This window comes from Clostridium sp. DMHC 10 (assembly GCF_001270375.1).
Classification (GTDB): Bacteria; Bacillota; Clostridia; order Clostridiales; family Clostridiaceae; genus Clostridium_S; species Clostridium_S guangxiense.
In genome coordinates this window covers 1-22,635 of sequence record NZ_LGVB01000004.1, presented here as the reverse complement: position 1 = coordinate 22,635, position 22,635 = coordinate 1, and the positions used below count along the sequence as shown (strand labels likewise).

Annotated in this window: 20 protein-coding genes and 1 pseudogene; 7 read left to right on the top strand and 14 right to left on the bottom strand. The window is 31.2% G+C overall.

What is annotated here, in order from left to right:
• Positions 1-142: 142 nt before the first annotated feature.
• From AGR56_RS00485 to AGR56_RS00465, 7 genes are all read left to right on the top strand, one after another.
• On the top strand, positions 143-844 hold the full coding sequence (locus AGR56_RS00485) for a response regulator transcription factor (RefSeq protein WP_053240708.1): 702 nt from the start codon (positions 143-145) through the stop codon (positions 842-844).
• A complete protein-coding gene (locus tag AGR56_RS00480; RefSeq protein ID WP_157055626.1) occupies positions 834-1,937 on the top strand; it encodes a HAMP domain-containing sensor histidine kinase in 1,104 nt (367 codons plus the stop codon). The genes AGR56_RS00485 and AGR56_RS00480 overlap by 11 nt, the downstream gene beginning before the upstream one ends.
• Before the next feature lie 126 nt (positions 1,938-2,063).
• Positions 2,064-3,167, top strand: a complete 1,104-nt coding sequence (locus tag AGR56_RS00475) for a serine hydrolase domain-containing protein (protein ID WP_198149872.1) — start codon at positions 2,064-2,066, stop codon at positions 3,165-3,167.
• Positions 3,168-3,337: 170 nt separating this feature from the next.
• Positions 3,338-3,514: a hypothetical protein gene (locus tag AGR56_RS19925; protein ID WP_157055625.1), complete on the top strand. Its 177-nt coding sequence runs from the start codon at positions 3,338-3,340 to the stop codon at positions 3,512-3,514.
• A 35-nt stretch (positions 3,515-3,549) separates the two neighbouring features.
• Complete coding sequence (locus AGR56_RS00470) at positions 3,550-3,942, top strand: hypothetical protein (RefSeq protein ID WP_157055624.1); 393 nt, start codon at positions 3,550-3,552, stop codon at positions 3,940-3,942.
• Between the two features lie 166 nt (positions 3,943-4,108).
• Positions 4,109-4,231, top strand: a complete 123-nt coding sequence (locus tag AGR56_RS22490) for a hypothetical protein (protein ID WP_278279545.1) — start codon at positions 4,109-4,111, stop codon at positions 4,229-4,231.
• Positions 4,232-4,827: 596 nt separating this feature from the next.
• Complete coding sequence (locus AGR56_RS00465; RefSeq protein ID WP_053240705.1) at positions 4,828-5,334, top strand: nitroreductase family protein; 507 nt, start codon at positions 4,828-4,830, stop codon at positions 5,332-5,334.
• Positions 5,335-5,604: 270 nt separating this feature from the next.
• On the opposite strand, the gene AGR56_RS00460 is transcribed toward AGR56_RS00465, so the two are convergent.
• The 14 genes and pseudogenes from AGR56_RS00460 to accB form a co-directional block, all read right to left on the bottom strand.
• Positions 5,605-8,127 (bottom strand): ABC transporter permease, encoded by a 2,523-nt coding sequence (locus AGR56_RS00460; RefSeq protein ID WP_053240704.1) that lies wholly within the window; start codon positions 8,125-8,127, stop codon positions 5,605-5,607.
• Between the two features lie 294 nt (positions 8,128-8,421).
• Positions 8,422-9,042, bottom strand: a complete 621-nt coding sequence (locus tag AGR56_RS00455; RefSeq protein ID WP_053240703.1) for an HD domain-containing protein — start codon at positions 9,040-9,042, stop codon at positions 8,422-8,424.
• A gap of 11 nt (positions 9,043-9,053) precedes the next feature.
• Positions 9,054-9,758, bottom strand: coding sequence for a hypothetical protein (locus AGR56_RS20995; protein WP_242851220.1), 705 nt, complete (start codon positions 9,756-9,758; stop codon positions 9,054-9,056).
• Positions 9,759-9,857: 99 nt separating this feature from the next.
• A complete protein-coding gene (locus AGR56_RS20990) occupies positions 9,858-10,784 on the bottom strand; it encodes a hypothetical protein (RefSeq protein WP_242851219.1) in 927 nt (308 codons plus the stop codon).
• Positions 10,785-11,321: 537 nt separating this feature from the next.
• Positions 11,322-12,601, bottom strand: a pseudogene (gene aspS / locus AGR56_RS00445) (aspartate--tRNA(Asn) ligase).
• A 924-nt stretch (positions 12,602-13,525) separates the two neighbouring features.
• Positions 13,526-14,635, bottom strand: a complete 1,110-nt coding sequence (locus AGR56_RS00440; RefSeq protein ID WP_053240702.1) for a hypothetical protein — start codon at positions 14,633-14,635, stop codon at positions 13,526-13,528.
• A 15-nt stretch (positions 14,636-14,650) separates the two neighbouring features.
• Positions 14,651-15,652 carry a phosphodiester glycosidase family protein gene (locus tag AGR56_RS00435; RefSeq protein ID WP_053240701.1) on the bottom strand — a complete coding sequence of 334 codons (1,002 nt, stop codon included), beginning with the start codon at positions 15,650-15,652 and terminating at the stop codon, positions 14,651-14,653.
• A gap of 304 nt (positions 15,653-15,956) precedes the next feature.
• Complete coding sequence (locus tag AGR56_RS00430; protein WP_053240700.1) at positions 15,957-18,080, bottom strand: DNA topoisomerase 3; 2,124 nt, start codon at positions 18,078-18,080, stop codon at positions 15,957-15,959.
• A 112-nt stretch (positions 18,081-18,192) separates the two neighbouring features.
• Positions 18,193-18,447, bottom strand: coding sequence for an HPr family phosphocarrier protein (locus AGR56_RS00425; RefSeq protein WP_053240699.1), 255 nt, complete (start codon positions 18,445-18,447; stop codon positions 18,193-18,195).
• Positions 18,448-18,633: 186 nt separating this feature from the next.
• The gene (locus tag AGR56_RS00420) at positions 18,634-19,446 is read right to left on the bottom strand and encodes an acetyl-CoA carboxylase carboxyltransferase subunit alpha (RefSeq protein WP_053240698.1); all 813 of its coding nucleotides are present in this window, start codon (positions 19,444-19,446) and stop codon (positions 18,634-18,636) included.
• Positions 19,447-19,450: 4 nt separating this feature from the next.
• Positions 19,451-20,317, bottom strand: coding sequence for an acetyl-CoA carboxylase, carboxyltransferase subunit beta (gene accD, locus AGR56_RS00415; RefSeq protein ID WP_053240697.1), 867 nt, complete (start codon positions 20,315-20,317; stop codon positions 19,451-19,453).
• Position 20,318: 1 nt separating this feature from the next.
• The gene (locus AGR56_RS00410; RefSeq protein WP_053240696.1) at positions 20,319-21,656 is read right to left on the bottom strand and encodes an acetyl-CoA carboxylase biotin carboxylase subunit; all 1,338 of its coding nucleotides are present in this window, start codon (positions 21,654-21,656) and stop codon (positions 20,319-20,321) included.
• 18 nt (positions 21,657-21,674) lie between these two features.
• Positions 21,675-22,100 carry a 3-hydroxyacyl-ACP dehydratase FabZ gene (fabZ, locus tag AGR56_RS00405; RefSeq protein WP_053240695.1) on the bottom strand — a complete coding sequence of 142 codons (426 nt, stop codon included), beginning with the start codon at positions 22,098-22,100 and terminating at the stop codon, positions 21,675-21,677.
• A 20-nt stretch (positions 22,101-22,120) separates the two neighbouring features.
• The gene (accB, locus tag AGR56_RS00400) at positions 22,121-22,597 is read right to left on the bottom strand and encodes an acetyl-CoA carboxylase biotin carboxyl carrier protein (protein ID WP_053240694.1); all 477 of its coding nucleotides are present in this window, start codon (positions 22,595-22,597) and stop codon (positions 22,121-22,123) included.
• Positions 22,598-22,635: the final 38 nt, after the last annotated feature.

Genomic DNA, 22,635 nt, shown 5'->3' with positions numbered 1-22,635 from the left:
TATTTTAAATTCACCTATATAAATACAATATTACAAATGTACATTACAAGTTTCAAGGTCCCAGATGGTTCTGAAATGTTTATGAACGTAGGCAAGCATGATATAATAAAAACAAATTTTAGATTTTTACGGGGGACATAGGATGAGTAGTGAAAAAATTCTTGTAGTAGATGACGATAAAGAAATACTTAGTTTAATAGAGTTTAACCTAAAAAATGAAGACTATAGCATATTAAAAGCTTGCAATGGTGAGGAAGCCCTTAAACTTGTAGAAAGCACAGATATTCAATTAATAATACTTGATATAATGATGCCTAAGGTTGACGGCATGGAGGTTTGCAGAAGAGTTAGAATGACGAAAAACATTCCAATTATAATACTGAGTGCAAAATCTTCTGAGATAGATAAAGTTATTGGCTTAAGTACAGGAGCAGATGATTATGTAATAAAACCCTTTAGTACGGTAGAACTTATTGCAAGAGTTAAAGCTCAGCTTAGAAGGTATATGTATTTAAGCGGTAATAGCAATGAAAAAGCAGAAGATACTGTAATAAACCTTAATGGTCTGCAAATCAATAAAGAAACTTTTGAGGTTAAAGTTTATGGAAAAGAAATTAATCTGACCAAAACAGAATATGAAATTGTTCTCTTGATGGCAGAAAATTCTAACAGAGTTTTTCCTCTAGAAGAAATTTTTGAAAGAGTATGGAAGGAAAAATATTTCCAGGGCAATAATACGGTTATGGTTCATATAGCTAGAATTAGAGAAAAACTTGAAGAAAACCCTAGGGAACCTAAAATCATAAAAACTGTCTGGGGGGTTGGCTATAAAATTGAAAGCTAATTTATTTAAAGGAATTCAATTTAAAATACTAAAAGCTTTTATGTTAAGTATTTTTTTATCGGCAATATTAACTACTTTTATGTTATTTAAATTTTTAAAGTCAGCATATAATGTCAATTATAATAGTAGTGGCGAATGGGCTAATAATCATTTAAAGCTTACTGCATATATCATGATTGTATCATTTATTATTTTTGTTATTATAACTACTGCGTTTTTTTATATATTTACAAGAAAAATAATTTATAACATAAATGATATAAATGAAAACATCAATGAGATTTCAAAGGGGAATTTTAAGGTTAATATTAAAGTAAATACAAAAGATGAGATAGGGCAAATAGCTAATAATATTAATATTATGTCAAGAAAGCTTGAGGAGTTAATTGAAAAAGATCGTGAAAATGAAAGAATGAAAAATGAAATGATAAGTAATATTTCACATGATATAAGAACTCCGTTAACATCAGTTATAGGATATGTAGAAGCTATGAAAAAATTAGGTTACAAGGATAAGGAAGCCTCAGATAACTGCATGGAGATTATATTGAAAAAATGTGATGAACTAAAAAAACTAGTGAATGACTTACTTGAGTATACAAGCATTAATTTTAAAGGGATTAATATAAAAAAAGATAAGTTAAGCATAACGGATGTATTGGAGCAGATAATGATTGGCTTTATTCCAATGCTTGAAAAATCTAATATGACATTTAATATAAAAGCACCTTATGAAAAGATATTCATTAGTGGGGATGTTCATTTAATACTAAGGCTTTTTGAAAATATTATAAATAACAATATTTTTTATGGAGGCCAGGGGAAGAAGCTAGATATTGAAATTAGTCAATTTAAAAGTATGGCTTCTGTGAGTATAAAAAATTACGGTAAGAAGATACCAAAAGAAGATATACCCTATATATTTGAAAGATTCTTTAGAAGTGAAAAATCAAGAAACAACAACACTGGGGGTAAGGGAATGGGACTTGCTATAGCTAAAAGTATTGCAGAGGTTCATAAAGGTGATATTAAAGTTACGAGCAGCGATACTGAAACAGTTTTTCAAATATTACTGCCAATTTCACAATCGTAAGGTTTTCGTAAGAATTTATTAAATGTTTCGTAAGATGTTTTTTGTAAATTTATCTTAAAGTTAAGTTTACAGAGGAGAGGAACAAATTATGAAACATATTAATAAATTTTTTTGATTTTAGTCTTAATGTTTTTGATTTTATTAAAGCCGATTACTGCATCTGCAAAGGTAGTAGAAGGGCAAGCTTTAAATTCATATTTAGATAAGATAACAAAGGAAAATTTTCAAAAATATAGGCTGCCAAGTTTATGTATGGTAGTTGTTAAGGATGGAAAGATAATTTATGAAAATGCTTTAGGTTATGCAGATGTTAAAAATAAAATTAAAGCTGATGTAAATAGTTCTGTTTATAGAATAGGTTCTACATCAAAGATTTTTACAGAAACTGCAATTATGCAGCTTTATGAGCAGGGAAAAATAGATTTAAAGGAAGATGCTAATAAATATTTAGGTGATATTAAAATACAAAATAAATTTGCAAAAAAAGTAACTGTAGAAAACCTACTTACACATACTTCTGGAATTGATGAAGCTACATTTCCGTATACTGCTGTAAAAACTCAAAGTGACATGATATCTTTATCAAGTTTTTTGAGAAAACATCAGCCAGTAGTTACAACTGAACCTGGAAAAGTATGTTTGTACAGCAATATAGGAATAGATTTATTGGGACATATTATAGAAAGTGTATCAGGAATGAAATACGAAGCTTACGTACAAAAAAATATTTTTAACGTGCTCAATATGAACAATAGTAAAGTTTCTTTGCCGCTAAATGGTATGACAAAAAATTATGATTCTCTCGTAGAAACCGGTTATGTTTACTATAATGATAGCCCAGCAGGAGGCATAAATTCAACACCGTTAGACATAGCAAAGTTTATGATGGCGCATTTGCAAAAAGGAGTTTATAAGAATAACAAAATTTTAAAGGAAAGTACAGTAAAATTAATGCAAGAACATCATTTTTCCAATGATAAAAATTTATGTGGAATTGGTTATGGATTTTGGGAGAAAAATTTTAATGGAAAAAGAATTCTTTCTCATGAAGGAGCTCTTTCAGTGGGATATTTTGATGATATGCTGCTTGATACAGAAGAAAATCTAGGAGTATATATAGTATCAAATAATTTAACTTCAGCTGCACCTGCAATAACTGATATAGAAAATGCTTTTTTTAATAAATATTATTCGGACAAAAAACTAAAAGTTATAGCAGTAATACAATAAATGATAAAGAAGCTTCAAAATATATAGGTACTTATAGATTATATCAAGATAATGCAAAGGGCAATATTTTAAAGTTCATAAATCTTTTAGGTTCTATTGACGAAAATGAAGATGTACAAATTGAATATAGTAAAAAGGAAAATTCACTAATTTATAAAGGCATAAGTCATATGAAGAAAAAGGAAAATACAAAATTGATAGCGGTTTCTGGAAATCTTTTTAGGCGAGCTGACAATAACGAGTTAGTTGCTTTTGGAGAAGATAATAACAAGATTAAATATGTGTTTTTTAATGATAGACCCTATGATAGTTTTGAAAGGTTGATTTTAAGGATAACTATAAGTTAAGTTTAGCTATACTTATGGTTGCAATGTTGTTCTTCATGTTTCAAATAGTTAAGAATGTGTTCATAGGATTTAAGAAATTAATTAAAGGAAAATGTATTTTTAAAGATAATGAAATTAGTACAAGCAGAATATTTAAGGTATTGGTTTTTATTATAAGTGTATTAAATATAGTCAATTTATTTGGAATTTTATATTGGATGATGTCCTTTGACATGTATTACAGTATACCTTGGTACGTAAAAGCCGCACCAATAATTTTTATAATCTCAACAGTTCTTATTATATGTAGCAGTATTGCATTTATCCTCGTTATTAAGAGAGAAAAAACTAAGCTTTCTTATAAAATTTTAAATTCTATTAGTATTTTAGTTATGTATGCTTTTGTGTTTTTTATATGTAACTGGAATTTGATTGGATTTAGATATTAGTAAGAATCTCGGGATATAACGGAAAAGAGTATAGCTATATGCAAATGAGAAGAAAACAAAGACGTATGAACATTTCTTAAGCTTTTATAGCAAATATAATATTATTCCAAAGTCTATTATAACTGCTGCAGATAGCCCAATATTAAACTTAATTATAGATTTAAATATGGGAATAAGTATTGTTTCTAAAAAAATTAAAGAACTTAATAATGGGGGATCTTCATTTGTAGAAAAAGAAGGAGAAAATCCAATAGGGGATATTCTCCTTCTTTTTTATATATTTACTTAAACTTTAGAAATGGTACAATTATAGATAGGAAATTTGGAAATTCAAAAGTACAAGGAAGCAATAGAGGAATCTCGGTAAACTGGAATTTAGTGAAGTAATATTGATTTGGGATATTAAATAAAGCTAATAAATCTAAGATGATAAATCCTAAAATTCTAAGAACTTTCAATAACTCGCCTTTGGCTCAAACAGATTGGTAATAATGCTTCGTCGCGTTAAAAAAATCCTATAAATCTAAGTGGTTATTTAAAAAAAGTGGTTGCTTTGGGTTCAAGAAGAATAATGGGCAAAGCCCAAACCCCGCGTATGTTTATACTCGCATACGCTCAAACAGATTGAAATATCTAAGTATTTTACAATTTTTAAACCAAGATTTATTAGAATTTTTTTAAATCGTTCCTTCAGCATTGTTACTTCACTCTCACGGTGGTGCAAGGAAAAAATTCCTCCGTTCCTACGGAATTTTAAGTGAGAAGTTTTATATTAATAAAAATTTTTATATTAGCTTTTCTCTAATAATAGATTGTATGTACAACTAAGTATAGTCTTATATACTATGTTTTAAATATATAAAAACTAAAATGGAGGTAATAAAAATGAATGCAATTTTTAACAGGAGAAGTGTAAGAAAATATAAGGATAAACCAATTGAAAAGGAAAAAATAGAAAAACTTTTAAGGGCAGCAATGCAAGCTCCATCAGCAATCAATGAACAACCATGGGAGTTTATCGTCGTACAAAATAAAGATACATTAAGTAAACTTTCAAATATGAGTCCATATTCAAAGATGGTAGCAAGTTGTGGTGCTGCAATTATACTTGTTGCAAATACTGAAGCGTTTAGAATCCAAACAGGTTGGCAGCAAGATATGGGAGCCGCAGCAGAAAATCTTTTATTAGAAGCAGTAGCATTAGATCTTGGAGCTGTATGGCTTGGAGTTGCAACGTCAGAAGAAGTCTCTAAGTTTATAACAAATTTCTTTAACTTGCCAGAAAATATCAAGCCTTTTGCTTTAATTTCTGTTGGATATCCAGATGGTCAAGAAAATAAATTTATAGATAGATACAACCAAAGCAAAGTACATTACGAAAGTTGGAAATAATCTTGTCTCCAAATACTTCCTTGCTAATAAAATTTATCAGTATTCTAAATAAAACATGCCCTACTCATTCTTTTCGGCTCGAGGGAAGTAATGGTGGTGAAAGAACAGTTTAAAAAAAGTACAATAAATCTTAGAAGAATATTTTAAAAATACTTAGAGCTTTCAATCTGTCTGAGCGTCAGCGAGTTATTGAAAGCTCTTAGGATTTTGAAAATATTCTCCTTAGATTTATGTACTTTTTTTAATGTTCCGAACCACCATTACTTCCCGTCATTCATACTTAATAGCTTCTATTATATTCATTTTAGAAGACTTAAGTGCTGGCACAAAAGATGCAAGAACAGTTATTAAAATTCCAAGTACAAAGCTCATTATGAAGACACCCTTTGAATAATGCATATCCATCGGGAAATCCGCAAGCATAAGTATAAAAGGCATTGTCTCTGTCATTAAAACGCCGCCTATAATTCCGCATATGCTGCCAATGATACCAATTGATATAGATTCTATAAAAAGCATTTTTCTAGTTTGGAACTTACTCATGCCAACAGAAGCGTAAATTGCAAGAGCTCTTTTTCTCTCCATAAAACTTATAACAAAGTTATTTAAAACCCCCACTGCTCCTATTATAAGGGCCAATATTGGGAAAGCCTTTATAAGAAAAAGTGTCTTATTTATATAATCTGTGTTCTCTTTTTCTCTTTCTGTGATAGTTTTTATAGTAAGTGCCTTATCTTTAAATTTTTTAACTAAATCATTTTTTACATGAGCCGCATCTACATAAGTTTTTATATATACAAAGCTTGGCTGAAATAAATTGAAATCACCCTTAGCGTATTTTTCAGGAATTATTGCACTACTCCCATTGTTCATAAGAGTATTAAAAGATCCAACTATTTTATACTCTCTATTTCCTCTAAAAGTTTTAATACCTATATAATTTCCTACTTTTTTATTTAGCTTTTTTAGATCAGTAGTTGTCATAATTATATTTCTTCCGTTTTCAAAACTTCTAATAACTGCACTTTTATCTTGAAACAACTTTATGTCCAAATAATTTTCAATATCATATTTGCTTAAAAAATATATCCCAGAAATTTTGTTGTCACTATTTTCAATTTCCACATCCCAGGAGAAATATACTGGTTCAACATCGCTTACTCCATAGTTACTTTTAATTCTATTCAATACTGTTCTATCAACAGATTTTCCATCATCATTATCCATCCACACATTATATTTAAATATGCCATAGGCTTTAACTATTTCTTTTCCCACACTATAACTTGCAACGTTTAACATAAATAAAGTTGAAATTCCTATAGTTAAAAGAGAAATGTTATTCATGAGATTTTTATTTTTTCTCAAATTTTTAGCTGCTAACAACCCTTCATTTCCAAAAATAATACCATATATTACTTCAAATACTTTAACAAAAATCTCAGTTACGTATGGAACAATAACAATAATTCCAATAACTGCTGCAATCATGCTTATGATATCAAACACCATATCTAAAAACTTACCCATTGAATTTTTAGCTACAAGCCTTGGAACTATAGTTGATAAAATGATAATCGCTATTCCCAGGATAAACTTCCAGAATTTTTCCTTTTCTACTGTATCTATTGTATTTAAAACAACATCTTTTACAGAAAGTCTAGCGGCCTTAACTATAGGTACAATAGAACTTATAAATGAAACTGCAATTGCAAATAGGAAAGCTACAATTAACTGTTTTAAGTCATATTCAATTGATATATTTATTGTAAAGTCATCAGATAACTGCCTACTCATAATTCTCGCCAACAGTTTAAGTATTCCTATACCTGCGAAATCACCTATTATACCACCTAATATTCCATAGCAAACACTCTCCACTATAAGGACAGTGCTTGTAGTCATTCTTGTTGCCCCTATACTTCTGAATGTGCCTATTACAGGCATCCTTTCTGTTACAACGACCTTAAATACAGTATATATTATAAACATACTCATTATAAGAACTACCATCATCATAGCTCTAAAAGCCAATACAATTTGCCCTGTTTGTTCTTCAACTGATTTATCGTCTATTGCTTTTTCAACAGTATAATTTTTATAAACTATTGATAAATCTTTTATTAGATTATCCATATCACCTTTATTTTTAGCTTTTACATATATACTCCACACTTGATTTCCGGCATTGTTTATTTGCTGAGCTGCCTTTAAAGGAACTATTGCCATCATATTTTTATCGCTTTCTATTGCAAAAAATCCTGTATTTTCAGCTATTCCAGCCACATTAAAAGTCATGGTACTATCACCAATTTTTATTTTTATCTTGTCTCCCACATTAAGTGAATACCTATCAGCAGATTTCTTACTTATTATTATCTTATTTCCATTAAAAGGCTTTACAGAAGAAGATTTATAAAAATTAAGAGGGTTCATTATATTTATATCCTCATAATTGAAACCTCTAAGTGTTATATTTCTATCTTTGTTTTCCTTTGTATATACACCACTAGCATCAATCTCACCAATAGCATAGTCTATTTTATTTTTAAATTTATTTGCTTTGGATACACTTATAAAAGGAGATGGCGATTTTCCATTTGCATATATCTGTATATCTGCATTGCCAAGGTACTGTTTTGTCACTTCTGTAAAGGTCTTTTTAATAGTTGAGGCAGTTCCACTGGAGGCAAAGAATAAGGCTGTAGAAGCCATTATTGAAAACATAATTAAAAAAGCTCTTAACTTCTTTTCTTTTATATTTGTAAGTATAAATTTTATTATTATTTTCATTAAAACACCAACCCCAATATTAGAAATACATGAAAGTTTTAGATTTTATTTAACTAAGGTTATACAAGTAAGCTTAAAAATTCAGAGCAGAGTGTAGGGAGTAAAGAGTAGAGTGGAGGTAGATTTTTCTCCGCTATCGCTGCGTAAAATCTAAAACTTAATGCTTACGCATTGCATAAAATATAGTGTTCATCACAGCTGATGCTAATAAGTTCTAAGATTTACCTAAGAGAAACGAAAGGTAAATCATCCTTCACTCTACTCTCTACTCTTTACTCTCTACTCTATTTAAGTTTAAATCTTTTTCATTTTCCTAAGAAAAGTGTTAATGCTTTCTCTTTCTTCTTTTTCTCTTTCCTTTGAAATGGGTTTTCTACCAAGTCTATCACATAATGATAAAAGTGCTATTTCAGAAGTAGAAGTTTCGCTTTTCATTTTTTCCGGCTCTGCAAACGACATGTTTTTGGCAATAAAAAATGTCTGCATGTGCCATCTTACAAGCTTAACAACCTTATTCACAAAATCCTGCGGTTCATTAAAGCATTTAAAAAATTCTTCTGCAAGTTCCTCTCCCATTTTGTCATGATCATAGGCAGTTATTCTTCCTTTTCTTACCTTAGTTGCCTTTGCTTTACCTATGTCGTGAAGAAGTGCCCCCCACATAAAAGCTCTTTTATCTGAACTTTTATCTTTACTTTGAGCTGCATTGTCAACTACAAGCATTGTATGTTTCCATACATTGCCTTCTGGATGATGTTTAGGTTCCTGTTCTACTTTTTCAAGGTCACCCAGCATGTTAAATGGATACTTATTAAGTTTATTTTCCTTAAGTAATGTATTTAAATACTCAGATGGTTTTGAATCATTCATAAGGTGATAATCTATTTCCCCAAAAATTTTATTAATATCCTCCATGAAATAACCTCCTATATTTTTAAGAGTCTCTCATTAGTTTTTTGTATTATCTCCTCAGGATATTCAAGATATTTTAAAAGTTTTATTGCATTTCTATTTTTACATACACCTTCTTTTATTTTGTAGTCAAATTTAAGACCTTCTTCATTTATATCCTCTGTAAAGTAATAGCATAAATATTTATCCTTAAGAATTTCTGTAAGCTCAAGGTCATGAGTTGCTACCAGCGTAAGGGTATTATGTCTACTTATGTAATTTAATATTTCAGCCGCTGCATTAACCCTCTCAACAGGATTAGTTCCTCTAAATATCTCATCTACAATACATAAAACAGGTTCGTCTCCGCACTCGTTTATTATTCTTTTAAGAGCTTCTGCCTCTCTAAAATAATAACTCTTTCCTGAAGATATATTATCTTCTGGACTTATAGATGTCATTATCTTGAAAAAGCTTGTCTTGTAGGATTCTGCAGTGCACGTATATATAGTTTGAGCTAAAAGTGCATTTACGCCAATTGTTCTAAGAAATGTCGATTTTCCAGACATATTGGTTCCTGTAAGTATTATGCCCTTGTTTTCTAAAGTTATTGAATTTGCCACTGCCTTTTCTACTAAAGGATGATAAACTTTCTCAGCTTCTATAGTATTTTCATCACTTACAAATTCAGGCTCTGTACAAGCTGCTCCTATCCATTCTCTAAACGAAGCTACAGACATTAATGCATCCAGTTCACCTAAAGTCTTGTAAAGTTCTTTTAAATCAGCTCTATACTTTTTTTATATCATTAATTGATGAAAAAAACTTTCTTTCTTCTATTAAAAATACAGAATATAACATGTCAACAACAGGATCTCTAAGCCATTTGATGCTTGAAGTCCAGCTGTTTGCTTAACTATTACCGATACGCTTTTAGAAGTTCTTTTTAAAATTTCAGTATAGTGTTTTATTTCATCATTATTAATTTTAGATATACTCTCCGCTCCATGTATTATGCCATTCAGATATCCAAGAGAATTTATATATGATTCAACATCCCTTTTAAATTTACCATGCTGCAAATTATTTATAACAAACAAAGCGCCAGCTATTATGATAAATTTAAGCTTGAAAATAGGTATTGTGATAACAGCTACTAGGAAGGCTAATGCTAAGAAATCGAATAAATATTTATATTTATAATTCACATCAAAATCCTTAGTTATTATAGAATAGACTCCATTGTCGCTCATTCTCCCTAGTCTAACAAGTTCTATTCCAATTTTGTTTCTTATTTCAGCATTATTCTTAAATAACTTTATAACTCTATTTCTCTCTAATAATTTTTCTTCTTTAAGCTCTGGTTCTCTCAAAATTTTATAAAGCATTTCTTCACCAGGGGAAGTTACTGTTCTGTCAATAAGCTGAAATAATTCATCCATATTAAGATCAGCCCAGGTTTGATCGTCAATACTAAAATTGCTATCTTCTTTTCTTGCAAGCGTAAAAAACTTTTGAGTCGATTTAAAATTTCTTTTTCTCTTTTGAAAATTACCCCAGTGCTCCTTAAAATTTCTATAATTAACTATATTTATTAGTGCTGCCTTTACATATGTAATTATAATGATTAATATAATTGCAGCTAGTACTCCTAGTAAATAATAAGGGTTTTTAGTATTTCCAGCTATGCCACCAAATATAAATGCCCCAACAAGTGCAAAAAAACTTAGTGCACTACATGACATACTAATATTATCTTCATTCATTATTTTTCCTCCTACACATATTATTGCCTTAAATAATACACTAGCTTAAAATAGCTGTCAATTTACATTTAAATGGACTGTAAATTATAACGAAAGACAGCTGGATAGGGGGACTGTCCAGCTGTCTCTATTTCTATGATATTTTATAGGGGAATGATTCATTTGCTATGATTATATAATAACTTATAATTGTGACAATCATATTACAATTATAAGTATAATATATTAATTTATACTCAAGTAACTTAGAAGTTATAAGTTTCAATTTTATCCCGACAAACTGGAAGTTGTAAAGCAGAGTACAAAGTACAGAGTACAATGAAGGTGGATTTACCTTTTGCTTCGCTTAGGTAAATCTTATAACTTGATAGTGTCAGCTGCGCTGAACACTATATTTTAGGCGCTTTGCGCGTATTAAGTTTTAAGATTTTTCGAAGCATAGCGGAGAAAAATCATCCTTCACTGTACTCTGTACTTTGTACTCTGTGCTCTGAGTTAAATTCCAGTTTATATGCTTCTAGTGCCATCTATCAACTGCTAAGGTAGCAGTCTTTTTTTATCTCTTACAAACGCTTCTGCCTCCCTTATATTATCTAGTTTTAGAAGTTTCATTGTAAGTCTTTCAAGCCCTATTGCAAGACCGCCATGAGGAGGCATTCCAAATTTAAAGGTATCCAAATAATTTTTAAAATCATCTGGATTTAATCCTTTTTCTATCATGCCCTTTTTAAGCATTTCATAGTCATGTATTCTTTGACCTCCTGTTGTTATTTCCATTCCTCTAAAAATAAGATCAAAGCTGTGTGTTAAATTTTTTCCGCAAGGCATTGTATACATTGGCCTTTTTTCTCTAGTATAGTGTGTTAAAAATACAAAATCAGAATTATATTTTTCCTTTATAAAGGCCCCTATAAGTTCCTCTCCCTCATGATCTATATCCGTTGTGAGCTCTGTTTTATTGTACTTATCTCTTAATATTTTTATTGCTTCCTGAAGCGTCATAACTGGAAGTTCATCTTGTATTTCTGGGATTTCAACTTTAAGAAGTTCAATTTCCTTTTGGCATTTTTCTTTTATATGCTTAAATATATTCTTTAAAAGTTTAACTTCAAGCTTTATCAAATCCATCTCATCATTAATAAATCCCATTTCTAAATCCATACTCACGTATTCATTTAAATGCCTTTTAGTATCATGACTTTCTGCTCTATAGACATGACCTATTTCAAACACTCTTTCATATCCCGCTGCAACCATCATTTGCTTATAAAATTGAGGACTTTGTGCAAGATATGCTTTCCTATCAAAATACTTTAATTCAAAAAGCTCTGTTCCACCTCTGCTCCTTCAGCAGTTATCTTTGGTGTAAATATCTCTGTGAAATCTTCCTGCTCTAAAAATTTAGAAAAACCATGTGCAATTTCTGCTTCAACCTTAAATACCGCATTTATCTTTTCATTTCTCATACTCAAAACTCTATGATTTAGAATAGTGTCTATATTTGCCTCAATGCTTTCACTATTTATTTCTATAGGCAGATCTTCTTTTACCAAAGACATTATTTTCAAATTATCTACTTGAAGTTCAAAATCATCCTTGTTCCTTTTAACAACTCCATTAACTTCAATCACACTTTCTAGTTTTAAATCTTTTATATCTACCTGCTTTGTGCTTACTACACATTGCACTATTCCTGTTCTATCTCTCAAAAGCATAAATGCAATCTTTCCAAGTTTTCTTATTCTGTGAACCCATCCTTGAAGTTTTACTGTTTTCTCTAAATTACTTTGAACCTCATTTACTAAACATCTTTCCATAGTCTGATTCCTCCTATAAAATTTTGTATAAAAAACGTCCCTGATACAAATTTCAAAGTAACTCTGCTATTTGATTTTCGTAAAATTCCTAGAAACATCGAGATTTTACAAATTCAAATAGCGATTTACTAATTAAAATTATATAAAAGGGACGAATCATTCGCGGTGCCACCCTGATTAACCAACTTAAATCAATTCACAGTTCACAATTCACAATGAAAGGTGATTTTCTGCTGAAGCTGAAAATCTTAAAATTTAATACTTATACAATCATACTCAGCAAAGCTGGTAATACATAAGTTTTAAGATTTATCTTACGTAAGGAAGGTAAATTCACATTCATTGTAGTCTGTACTCTAATAAAAAAAGCTCCCACTCCAATTAGGAGTGAGAGCATATTCCCACGGTACCATCCTTACTTAATCAATAAGCTGATTCACTTTAACCTTTTAACGGTAGAAACCGGATTATCCTACTTAGGCATCTTCAAGAAAATAATCAGTCCATCTAGTGGCTAATTTTGTGTAATATTTCGTCGACTGAACCCGCTAAGACTGCCTAGTATTAACGGAACCAGTTTTCTCGTATTACACAAAATCATCTCACAATATGGACTTGTTATTTTTTTCAGATGCCTTAAATTTCAAATAATCTACTCCGAGATGTCCTTCATTTTAATAACTTTTCTCGGCTCGCACCAAACCCGATTCGCTTACATGGATAAACCACTTCAACTAATGAAATTTATTTGCACCATAACACCCAGAAGATATCATTTTAGTACAAATAAAATTTCAAGTTTTCAGAGATGTTTTATCCCTAAAATTTCATTAAAATTACTCTTCTCTTCTTCGTATTTAAAATAGATTATATTACTTCTTATAATTAGTGTCAATGATAAAATTATAATTTCATGAATTTTTATTAAATCACAGTTTCTATAATCTTACCATCACTTAAACTTATTATTCCACCGCCAGTACTATCTCCAAACATACAAACATAGGTACCTTTAAAAGAAAATCTTTTTCCTGTTTTTATATTTAGTATTATTCCTTTTTCATTATCTACTGTATATATATCTCCAAGATCTGAAACATATATGTGTTTTGAATCAACTTTGGTCTTTAATGTAATTTTGTTCCAATTGCCTTTAACCGCTGTTATTTTATTAGAGCTGCCTTCTGCCTTTCCTGTAGAAATATCACATGTATAAATTGCATTAATCTTACCATTCACAAACTTACCTACATAAACTATTCCATTGTCATCTACGTAAAGAAGCTTTAAACCAGTCACTCCTTGTATTTGAAGCGGCTGAGTACGCCATACATCTTTTTTAACTTCATGTGCTGCATAAATTTTTTTATCAACCTCATCTTCAAATACAACTACATTTTCAGCTTTAAAAATATAATAATTGCCTATGTTATGTATTGGCAAATCCATTTTTTTTATCCCAGTTGATATATCCAATTTTTTTAAAAAACTGTAGTTTTTAGAACCATTTTCAGTAATTTTTAAGTATATTAATGTGTTTTTATTGTTTTGCTGAATCCCAGTAATCTTATAATTGCTGTTAATAGGATAAGATTTCCATTCATTATTAACATCCAAATTTTTAATTAATTTATTTTCCTTTGTCTCCTTTGGATCATATGTTGAAACCTTTATATCAGCATTCTTTCTTTCTATAACCATAAGTTTATCATCACTTGACATCCAGTTTATACTTACATTTTCTATGGGCACATTTAATTTAATAACATTATCCTTATTATCCTTCATTGTTATAACATGAATTGAATTTTTTAAATAATACGATACAAATTTTCCAGTAGAAGATGCCTCAATATTACGTGCATCATATGGAATATCGGCTTTAACATTTGTCTTTTTTTCACTTGGCACATCAATTCTTTTGTAAGTAATCTTTTTATCTCTTGTATAAAAGTTATTAAAATAAAGGAGTACTACAGATTGAAGTGCCAAGGAAATAAGTACCCAAATAATTACCTTCGTTACTTTTTTCATATTGTCTTCACCTCACTAACGTTCTACATACAATATATCTGGCACAGCTCTTTCGCCAGTAGCACTAGAAGGATTATTTATAACTTCGCCATTATAATACATTGTTGTAGAACCTCCTCCATCAAGACACACCGCATTAACTGCACCAAAACTTCTCATTATTCTTTGTACATCCTTGAGATTCGCTCCTAATTTTAGTCCCTGCCTTCCATCAACAGTTAAAAATATAATACTTTTGTCTTCTGCCTGCCCTATAACCGTTCTTGGACTAAATCCATCCATTCCATCATCCTGTATATGATCCTTACCATCTTTTATAATATATGGTCCTGTTACAAAGGCATTCTTTATGTTATCTTTAATAAGCTCATTGGGAGAGTATTTTTTTCCAACAGAAAGATTACCGTATGCATCAATACTCATTACATCATCCATTTTTTCATCCCACTTACTTTTATTCTTAGGATAAACTATTCTTCCATCAGAAATAACAAACCCCGTTGGAATTGCCCCTGTTCCATTTCCAGATGTATCCACATAATATCCTCCATTCATTGCAATAAGCGCATTGTATCTTTTAGCTATATCATGTGTTGTATCTCCTACATATCCTATTTTATTTGCGTACCCTATTTTAACTCTTTTAGGATTTTTAATTACATAAACAATGGCATTGTAATCACTAACTGTAGGATCATATCTTATAACTCCATCATTGTTATAACTCACTTTTACACGCTCAACTTTTTTATTGTCAATGGCATTTTCAGCTTTATTTTCTTCTTTTATTATTGCGTTTATTTTAGCATCACTAAAAAACCATTTTGCTATGTATTGATGCGAACCTGTAGCCATAATAGTACTAACTATAGCATTTCTTACATTTTTAAATGGTCCGTAAAGAGCAACCGGTAAAGCAGTCACAGCAGTAAATATAAATTCAAACAAAATAAATACAATTAAATTTCTAATTTTATTTTTTCTTTTTTTACTCCTTGAATTCTCACTTCTTCCCATAATTATTCCTTTCTATATAAATAATGTAAATATTTTCATACATATAATATTAATTTTAAATAAGCTTCAAGTCAAGATTTTTTAATCGTTGTCCTTATAAAATTGTTATAAAAATAGACTATGTTTTAAAACAAAGCCTAAAAATAAAAACAGTTGGATAGGGGGACTAGCCAACTGTTTTCATATAAAATGCAATCATGAGGGATTTATATATTCACTTGCTATACTTATATGGTAACCTATTATTGTTACAATAAGAAATACAAATTATTAACAAATTTAAAACTTTTTATTTTCTATAAAATTACTGCTCTTTAATGATAACTGCACCATAATTATTCATTTTAAGAGTATATACAGTTTTTTCTTTAGTACTTGGCTTTATCCCAAACACATTATTTAAAACTTTTTCTTTAAGCAGAGTCTTCATAAGCTCCTTACTGATTTCTATTCCATAGGCAGCTAAAGCATTTTTCCATGAAGTAAATTTACATCCAGATTTCCAATTACTGCAATAAAATGCTTTTGAATTCTCTAGAATATCTCCCCCTTCGCATAAAGGGCACTTACCTAAAACCTCCGCAGGCTTTTTGTTAGCAGGCAGCTTATTTTTACTACTGTCCTCAAATACGATTGATCTATTCATCTTAGCAGATTCCTGTATTATGTATCTCACATATCTTTGAATACTCTGCATAAATCTTTCAGACGCCATCTTTCCTCTTGCAATAGAAGTAAGACCTTTTTCCCATCTTCCTGTAGTTTCTGGAGATTTTAATTCTGGCGGAACAATTTCTATAAGCTTCATGCCTTTATCTGTTGGCTGCAATGCCTTTCCTTTTCTTTTTATATATCCAACGCTTATGAGCCTTTCGATTATAGCCGCTCTTGTTGCTGGTGTACCTATTCCGCCTTCTTTAAGCTGTTCTCTAAGTTCTTCATCCTCAACAAAACGGCCTGCATTCTCCATAGCCGAAAGAAGAGAGGCCTCATTATATGCGCTTGGAGGTTTAGTTTTTTTCTGTTGAATTTCAGTTTCTTTAACCTCCACTTTATCGTTCTTCTTAAGTTTTGGAAGTTCATCATCTTCTTCGCCCTTTTTAGACTTACCATCATCTTTATAAAATTCCATCCATCCTAGCTTTAATATTGTTTTTCCTCTTGTTAGAAAGTCTTCATTACAAACCTCAGTGGTTATTTTAGTTATGGTATATTCATAGTTAGGATAAAATACGCACATAAACCTTTTTACTATGAGATCATAGGCTTTAAACTCATCCTTACTAAGGCTTTGAATATTCGGCTTCACATCAGTAGGTATTATGGCATGATGGTCTGTGACCTTAGAGTCGTCTATAATCCTCTTTGTAAAAGGAAGCTTTTTCATGCTTAGAAGATTTGCTGAAAACTCCTTATAAGGCTCAATATTGAGTTTTGCTATAGTATTTTTAACTTTATTAACCATGTCATGGCTTAAATATCTACTATCTGTTCTAGGATATGTAACCATTTTTCTTTTTTCATATAAATTTTGAATAATATCTAAAGTTTTCTGAGCAGAAAATCCAAATTTTTTATTACAATCTCTTTGAAGTTCAGTTAAGTCATATAAAAGTGGGGGTACTTGCTTTTTCTTATTATTTTCTACGCTTATTACCTTACCGTCGTTTCCCTTAACCTTATTTGAAATTTCCTGAGCTTTTTTAATATCAACTATTTTTGTTTCTTTTGTATCTTTATCAAACCAGGTTCCTTTAAATCCATCAAATTCAGCATTTACTTCCCAATAATCCTTTGGAACAAAATTGTTTATTTCTTTTTGTCTCTCCGTCATTATTGCAAGTGTTGGAGTTTGAACTCTTCCAACGCTCAAAAGCACGTTATACTTTAATGTATATGCACGGCTTGCATTCATTCCAACAAGCCAATCAGCTTCAGATCTGCATTTTGCTGAATAATAAAGATTATCATATTCACTTCCAGGCTTTATGCTTTCAAAACCTTCCTTTATAGCTTCATCCGTCATACTAGATATCCATAATCTATTAAATGGCTTAATACATCCCGCCGCTTCATAAGTATATCTAAAGATAAGTTCTCCTTCTCTTCCCGCATCTGTTGCACATATAAGAGATGATATATCTGCTCTATTCATCAAGGTTTTAAGTATATCAAACTGTTTTTTTGTATCCTCTATGGGTTTTATCTTCATCACTTCGGGTATTATTGGCAAAGTATCAAATCTCCACTTTTTATAAATAGGATTATACTCTTCTGGCTCCCACAAGGTCACCAAATGTCCCACTGCCCAGGTCACAATATATTTGCTCCCTATAAGACATCCTTCCCCTTTGGTTCTACAATTCAATACCCGTGCTATATCTCTTCCAACAGATGGTTTTTCAGAAACCACCAAAACTTTTTCCATGAAATCACTCATTTCTAAAAATTGTACCCGCTTTAATTATGGGCACAATTTAAAATTACAATCATACCTAATTATATATTTTTAAGCACGAATATTCAACTTTAGTGTACCATTATTCCTTATCAAACACTGCTGCCATCTCATCAAGTGCTAGTGCTTCATCTGGTCCAGATGCCGTGATTTTTATTTGTGCCCCACAATTTGCTCCTAAAGCAAGTACATTAATTATACTTTTACTATCTGCCTTTTTGCCATTAAACTCTATAAATATGTCAGATTTAAACCCAGATGCCTTTTTTACTACAAGGGTAACAACTCTTGCATGGAGTCCTAATTTGTTCTTTATTACTACATTCTTAAAAACCATAACTTATCCCCCAACATATATTTTTATGAAAACGTTTGCTAGCTTTATTATAAGCATAGGCTATTGATTTACAATAGTCAATATAATACACGCTTTTTTGTAAAAAATTACAAAAAATTAGCCATTATGTTTATCATATATAGCTAATTTTAGGCATATAACTTTATTATTATTATTATTAATTAATTACTCCATATATTTGCCAATTTTTCTAAATTTATCATATCTCTTTTCTATAAGTTCATCTGTACCTTCGCAGCATAATTCATTTATATCTTCAATTAAGTTTCTTTTTAACGTTTCTGCGACACTAAGAACATCACTCTGTGCTCCGCCTTTAGGCTCATCTATAACCTTATCTATTATTTCATAGTGCATTAAATCCTGAGCAGTTATTTTCATAACCTCGGCAGCCTCTCTAGCTTTTGTAGCATCTTTCCATAATATACTTGCAAAGCCTTCTGGAGATAGAAGCGAATATACAGAGTTTTCAAGCATCCATACTTCATCTGCTACTGCCATTGCCAGAGCTCCACCACTTCCTCCTTCACCTATTACAATTGAAATTATAGGTGTTTTTAGATTTGCCATGGTTATAAGGTTTTTAGCTATAGCTTCACCCTGTCCTCTCTCTTCGGCACCAATTCCACAATATGCTCCTGATGTATCTACAAAACATATAACAGGTCTATTAAATTTCTCAGCTTGCTTCATAAGTCTTAAAGCCTTTCTATAGCCTTCTGGATATGGCATACCAAAGTTTCTTTCAACATTCTCCTTGGTATTTCTACCCTTCTGCTGACCAATTACGGTCACACTTCTACCTGCAAGTTTTGCTATTCCACCAACAATAGCTGGATCATCTCTATATCCTCTATCCCCGTGAAGTTCAATAAACGAATCAAATATTTCACTTATATAATCTAAAGACGTAGGTCTTTCTATCGCCCTTGAAATAGTAAGTTTCTCCCATGGTGTCAAACTCTTCTTTATATTCATCCTATCACCTCCTAGCATGCATCTCTAAAATTTTTCCTAAGACTTCTTTTAATTTTTTTCTTTCCACAATTTTATCTACAAAACCATGTTTAAAAAGAAATTCTGAGGTTTGAAAATCCTCTGGAAGCTTTTGATTTATAGTCTGCTCGATTACTCTTCTTCCTGCAAAACCAACAAGTGTTTTAGGTTCTGCAATTATGATATCTCCAAGCATTGCAAAACTTGCCGTTACACCACCTGTTGTTGGATCTGTCAAAATGGATATATACAAGAGTCCATTTTCATCATGTTTTGCAAGTGCAGCACTTGTTTTTGCCATTTGCATTAGTGAAAACATACCCTCTTGCATTCTCGCTCCACCAGATGTCGTAAAAATTATTACCGGAAGCTTTTCTTCGGTGGATTTTTCTATTGCTCTCGTTATTTTTTCTCCCACAACAGAGCCCATACTTCCCATCATAAAATTGCTATCCATAACAGCTATAACCGCTTTCTGCCCATATATATCCCCTCTGCCTGTAACCACAGCATCCTTTAATCCAGTCTTTTCCTGCATGTTTTTTATTTTATCTTCGTATTTATCAAAATCAAGTGGATTAACGGCTGACATATTAGCATCAAATTCTTCAAAAGTACCCTCATCAACTATCATGTCTATTCTTTCTCTAGCATTCACTCTAAAGTGCCCATTACATTTAGGGCAAACCTTAAAATTATCTTGTACATCATTTTTATACAGAATACTCCCACACTTTGGGCATTTAACCCACATGCCATTAGGTATAACCGGCAAATTATTTTCTGTATTTTGAAGCTCATTAAGCCTCTCGCTGCTTACAGTTATATATTTTTTCTTTTTAAACAGAGACATTTTATACCTCCTTCTCTATGAAACTTGTATCATACTTACCTGATACGAATTTTGGATTATTTATAAGATCATATTGAAAATCTATATTTGTATCAACACCATCTATTATAAATTCTCCAAGAGCTCTCTCCATCTTGTTTATAGCCTCATATCTATCTTTGCCATAAACCATTAACTTACCAATCATAGAGTCATAATTCGGTGGTATATCATATCCCTGATAAACAGCTGTATCAAGTCTTACACCTGGTCCACCTGGAACATTAAAATATTTTATTTTCCCTGGAGAAGGCATGAAGCCTTTCTTTGGATCTTCTGCATTTATACGACACTCAATAGCATGCCCTTGTATCTTTATATCTTCTTGTTTAAATGATAATTCCTCTTCGCTGGCAATTTTTATCTGTTCTTTAACAAGATCAATTCCTGTAACAAGCTCTGTAATGCCATGTTCAACTTGTATTCTGGTATTCATTTCCATAAAATAGTAGTTATTATGTTTATCCAGCAAAAATTCTATAGTACCAGCATTTTTATAGTTAACAGCCTTTGCAGCTTTAACTGCAACTTCTCCCATTTCACATCTAAGTTCTTCAGTCATAATAGGAGATGGTGCTTCTTCAAGTACTTTTTGATTTCTTCTTTGCATTGAGCAGTCTCTTTCTCCAAGATAAACTACATTTCCATGTAAGTCTCCAAGTATTTGAAACTCAATATGTCTTGGCTCTTCTATAAACTTTTCCATGTACATAGTATCATCACCGAAGGCTGCTTTTGCTTCAGCTTTAGCTGTTCTAAAGGCTTTTATAATTTCACTTTCTTCTTTTACTATTCTTATGCCTTTTCCTCCACCTCCAGCAGACGCCTTCAGCATAACAGGATATCCTATTTTCTTCGCCTCAGCTACAACTTGCTCTTCAGTATCTACTGTTCCATTTACTCCAGGAATAACTGGTACTCCTGCATTTATCATCATTTCTCTAGCTTTAGCCTTATTGCCTGCGTTTTCAATTGTTTCAGCATCGGGTCCTATGAAAACTATATTACATTCACTGCACATTCTTGCAAACTTTCCATTTTCGGATAAGAATCCGAAGCCTGGATGAATAGCTTGAGCACCAGTAAGAACTGTAGCACTTATTATATTTTCCATGTTAAGATAACTATCTTTTGACTTAGCAGGTCCAATACAAACCGCTTGATCCGCTAAGTAAACATGCATTGATTCTTTATCAGCCTCTGAATACACTGCCACTGTTTCTATTCCAAGTTCTCTACATGCTCTTATTATTCTAACTGCTATTTCACCTCTATTAGCAATTAAAACTTTATTAATCATATTACTCGCTCCATTTCCTTACACTATCATAAATGTAATTTCGGCTTCTACTGCCTTCTCTCCATTAACAGTTGCTACTCCTTTGCCAATTCCAGCTGGTCCTTTAACTTTAACAATTTCAATTTCTAATTTTAAAACGTCACCAGGAACCACCATTCTTCTAAATTTAGCATTTTTTATCCCTCCAAGTATAGGCTTTTTCCCCTTATACTTATCTAAGCTTAAAATTGCAACTCCTCCAAGTTGTGCTAGAGCCTCAACCATAAGAACTCCTGGCATTATTGGTTTTCCTGGATAGTGTCCCTGAAAAATCTGTTCATTCATAGTAACATTTTTATATCCAACTGCTCTTTTTCCAGGTTCAATTTCCTCAACTCTATCTATTAAAAGCATTGGATATCTATGAGGAATAATCTCCATAATCTGTTCTATATTTAAACTCATTAAAAACACCTGCCTCCAATTTACTTCAAAGCTATTTTAAATAGTTCCTGACCATATTCCACCATCTGTTCATCTTCTACTAATATTTCTACTATCTCACCATCTACTTCTGCTTCTATTTCATTCATAAGTTTCATTGCTTCTATTATACAAAGAGCATCACCCTTTTTAACCTTAGATCCAACCTTAACAAAAGCTTCTGTATCAGGGCTTGATGAAGCATAGAAAGTACCGACTATAGGTGAAACAACTGAAACTATGTTTTCATCCTGAACCTTTTTACTTTGATCCTCTTTCTTTTCTACTGTTTCTATTACAGCTTCATCCTGCTTATTTTCAGCTTCAGATAGAACGCATTCTTCGTTTTTTACTTTAGGCTCATCATTGTCATTTCCCTTTTTCATTGTTATTCTCATTCCTTCAGTCTCTATTTCAAGGAATGTAAGCCCAGACTCACCGGCTGTCTTAATAATCTGCTCTATAGCCTTATAATCCATATTATTTAACACTTCCCTTATATCTGCTTAAATTAATC

Excerpts from the sequence above, each read along its gene's own strand:
- AGR56_RS00485 (WP_053240708.1), top strand. The coding sequence starts at position 143 with ATGAGTAGTGAAAAAATTCTTGTAGTAGATGACGATAAAGAAATACTT.
- AGR56_RS00475 (WP_198149872.1), top strand. The coding sequence starts at position 2,064 with ATGTTTTTGATTTTATTAAAGCCGATTACTGCATCTGCAAAGGTAGTA.
- AGR56_RS19925 (WP_157055625.1), top strand. The coding sequence starts at position 3,338 with ATGAAGAAAAAGGAAAATACAAAATTGATAGCGGTTTCTGGAAATCTT.
- AGR56_RS00470 (WP_157055624.1), top strand. The coding sequence starts at position 3,550 with ATGTTTCAAATAGTTAAGAATGTGTTCATAGGATTTAAGAAATTAATT.
- AGR56_RS22490 (WP_278279545.1), top strand. The coding sequence starts at position 4,109 with ATGGGAATAAGTATTGTTTCTAAAAAAATTAAAGAACTTAATAATGGG.
- AGR56_RS00465 (WP_053240705.1), top strand. The coding sequence starts at position 4,828 with ATGAATGCAATTTTTAACAGGAGAAGTGTAAGAAAATATAAGGATAAA.
- AGR56_RS00460 (WP_053240704.1), bottom strand. The coding sequence starts at position 8,127 with ATGAAAATAATAATAAAATTTATACTTACAAATATAAAAGAAAAGAAG.
- AGR56_RS00455 (WP_053240703.1), bottom strand. The coding sequence starts at position 9,042 with ATGGAGGATATTAATAAAATTTTTGGGGAAATAGATTATCACCTTATG.
- AGR56_RS20995 (WP_242851220.1), bottom strand. The coding sequence starts at position 9,758 with ATGTCTGTAGCTTCGTTTAGAGAATGGATAGGAGCAGCTTGTACAGAG.
- AGR56_RS20990 (WP_242851219.1), bottom strand. The coding sequence starts at position 10,784 with ATGAATGAAGATAATATTAGTATGTCATGTAGTGCACTAAGTTTTTTT.
- AGR56_RS00440 (WP_053240702.1), bottom strand. The coding sequence starts at position 14,635 with ATGAAAAAAGTAACGAAGGTAATTATTTGGGTACTTATTTCCTTGGCA.
- AGR56_RS00435 (WP_053240701.1), bottom strand. The coding sequence starts at position 15,652 with ATGGGAAGAAGTGAGAATTCAAGGAGTAAAAAAAGAAAAAATAAAATT.
- AGR56_RS00430 (WP_053240700.1), bottom strand. The coding sequence starts at position 18,080 with ATGGAAAAAGTTTTGGTGGTTTCTGAAAAACCATCTGTTGGAAGAGAT.
- AGR56_RS00425 (WP_053240699.1), bottom strand. The coding sequence starts at position 18,447 with ATGGTTTTTAAGAATGTAGTAATAAAGAACAAATTAGGACTCCATGCA.
- AGR56_RS00420 (WP_053240698.1), bottom strand. The coding sequence starts at position 19,446 with ATGAATATAAAGAAGAGTTTGACACCATGGGAGAAACTTACTATTTCA.
- accD (WP_053240697.1), bottom strand. The coding sequence starts at position 20,317 with ATGTCTCTGTTTAAAAAGAAAAAATATATAACTGTAAGCAGCGAGAGG.
- AGR56_RS00410 (WP_053240696.1), bottom strand. The coding sequence starts at position 21,656 with ATGATTAATAAAGTTTTAATTGCTAATAGAGGTGAAATAGCAGTTAGA.
- fabZ (WP_053240695.1), bottom strand. The coding sequence starts at position 22,100 with ATGAGTTTAAATATAGAACAGATTATGGAGATTATTCCTCATAGATAT.
- accB (WP_053240694.1), bottom strand. The coding sequence starts at position 22,597 with ATGGATTATAAGGCTATAGAGCAGATTATTAAGACAGCCGGTGAGTCT.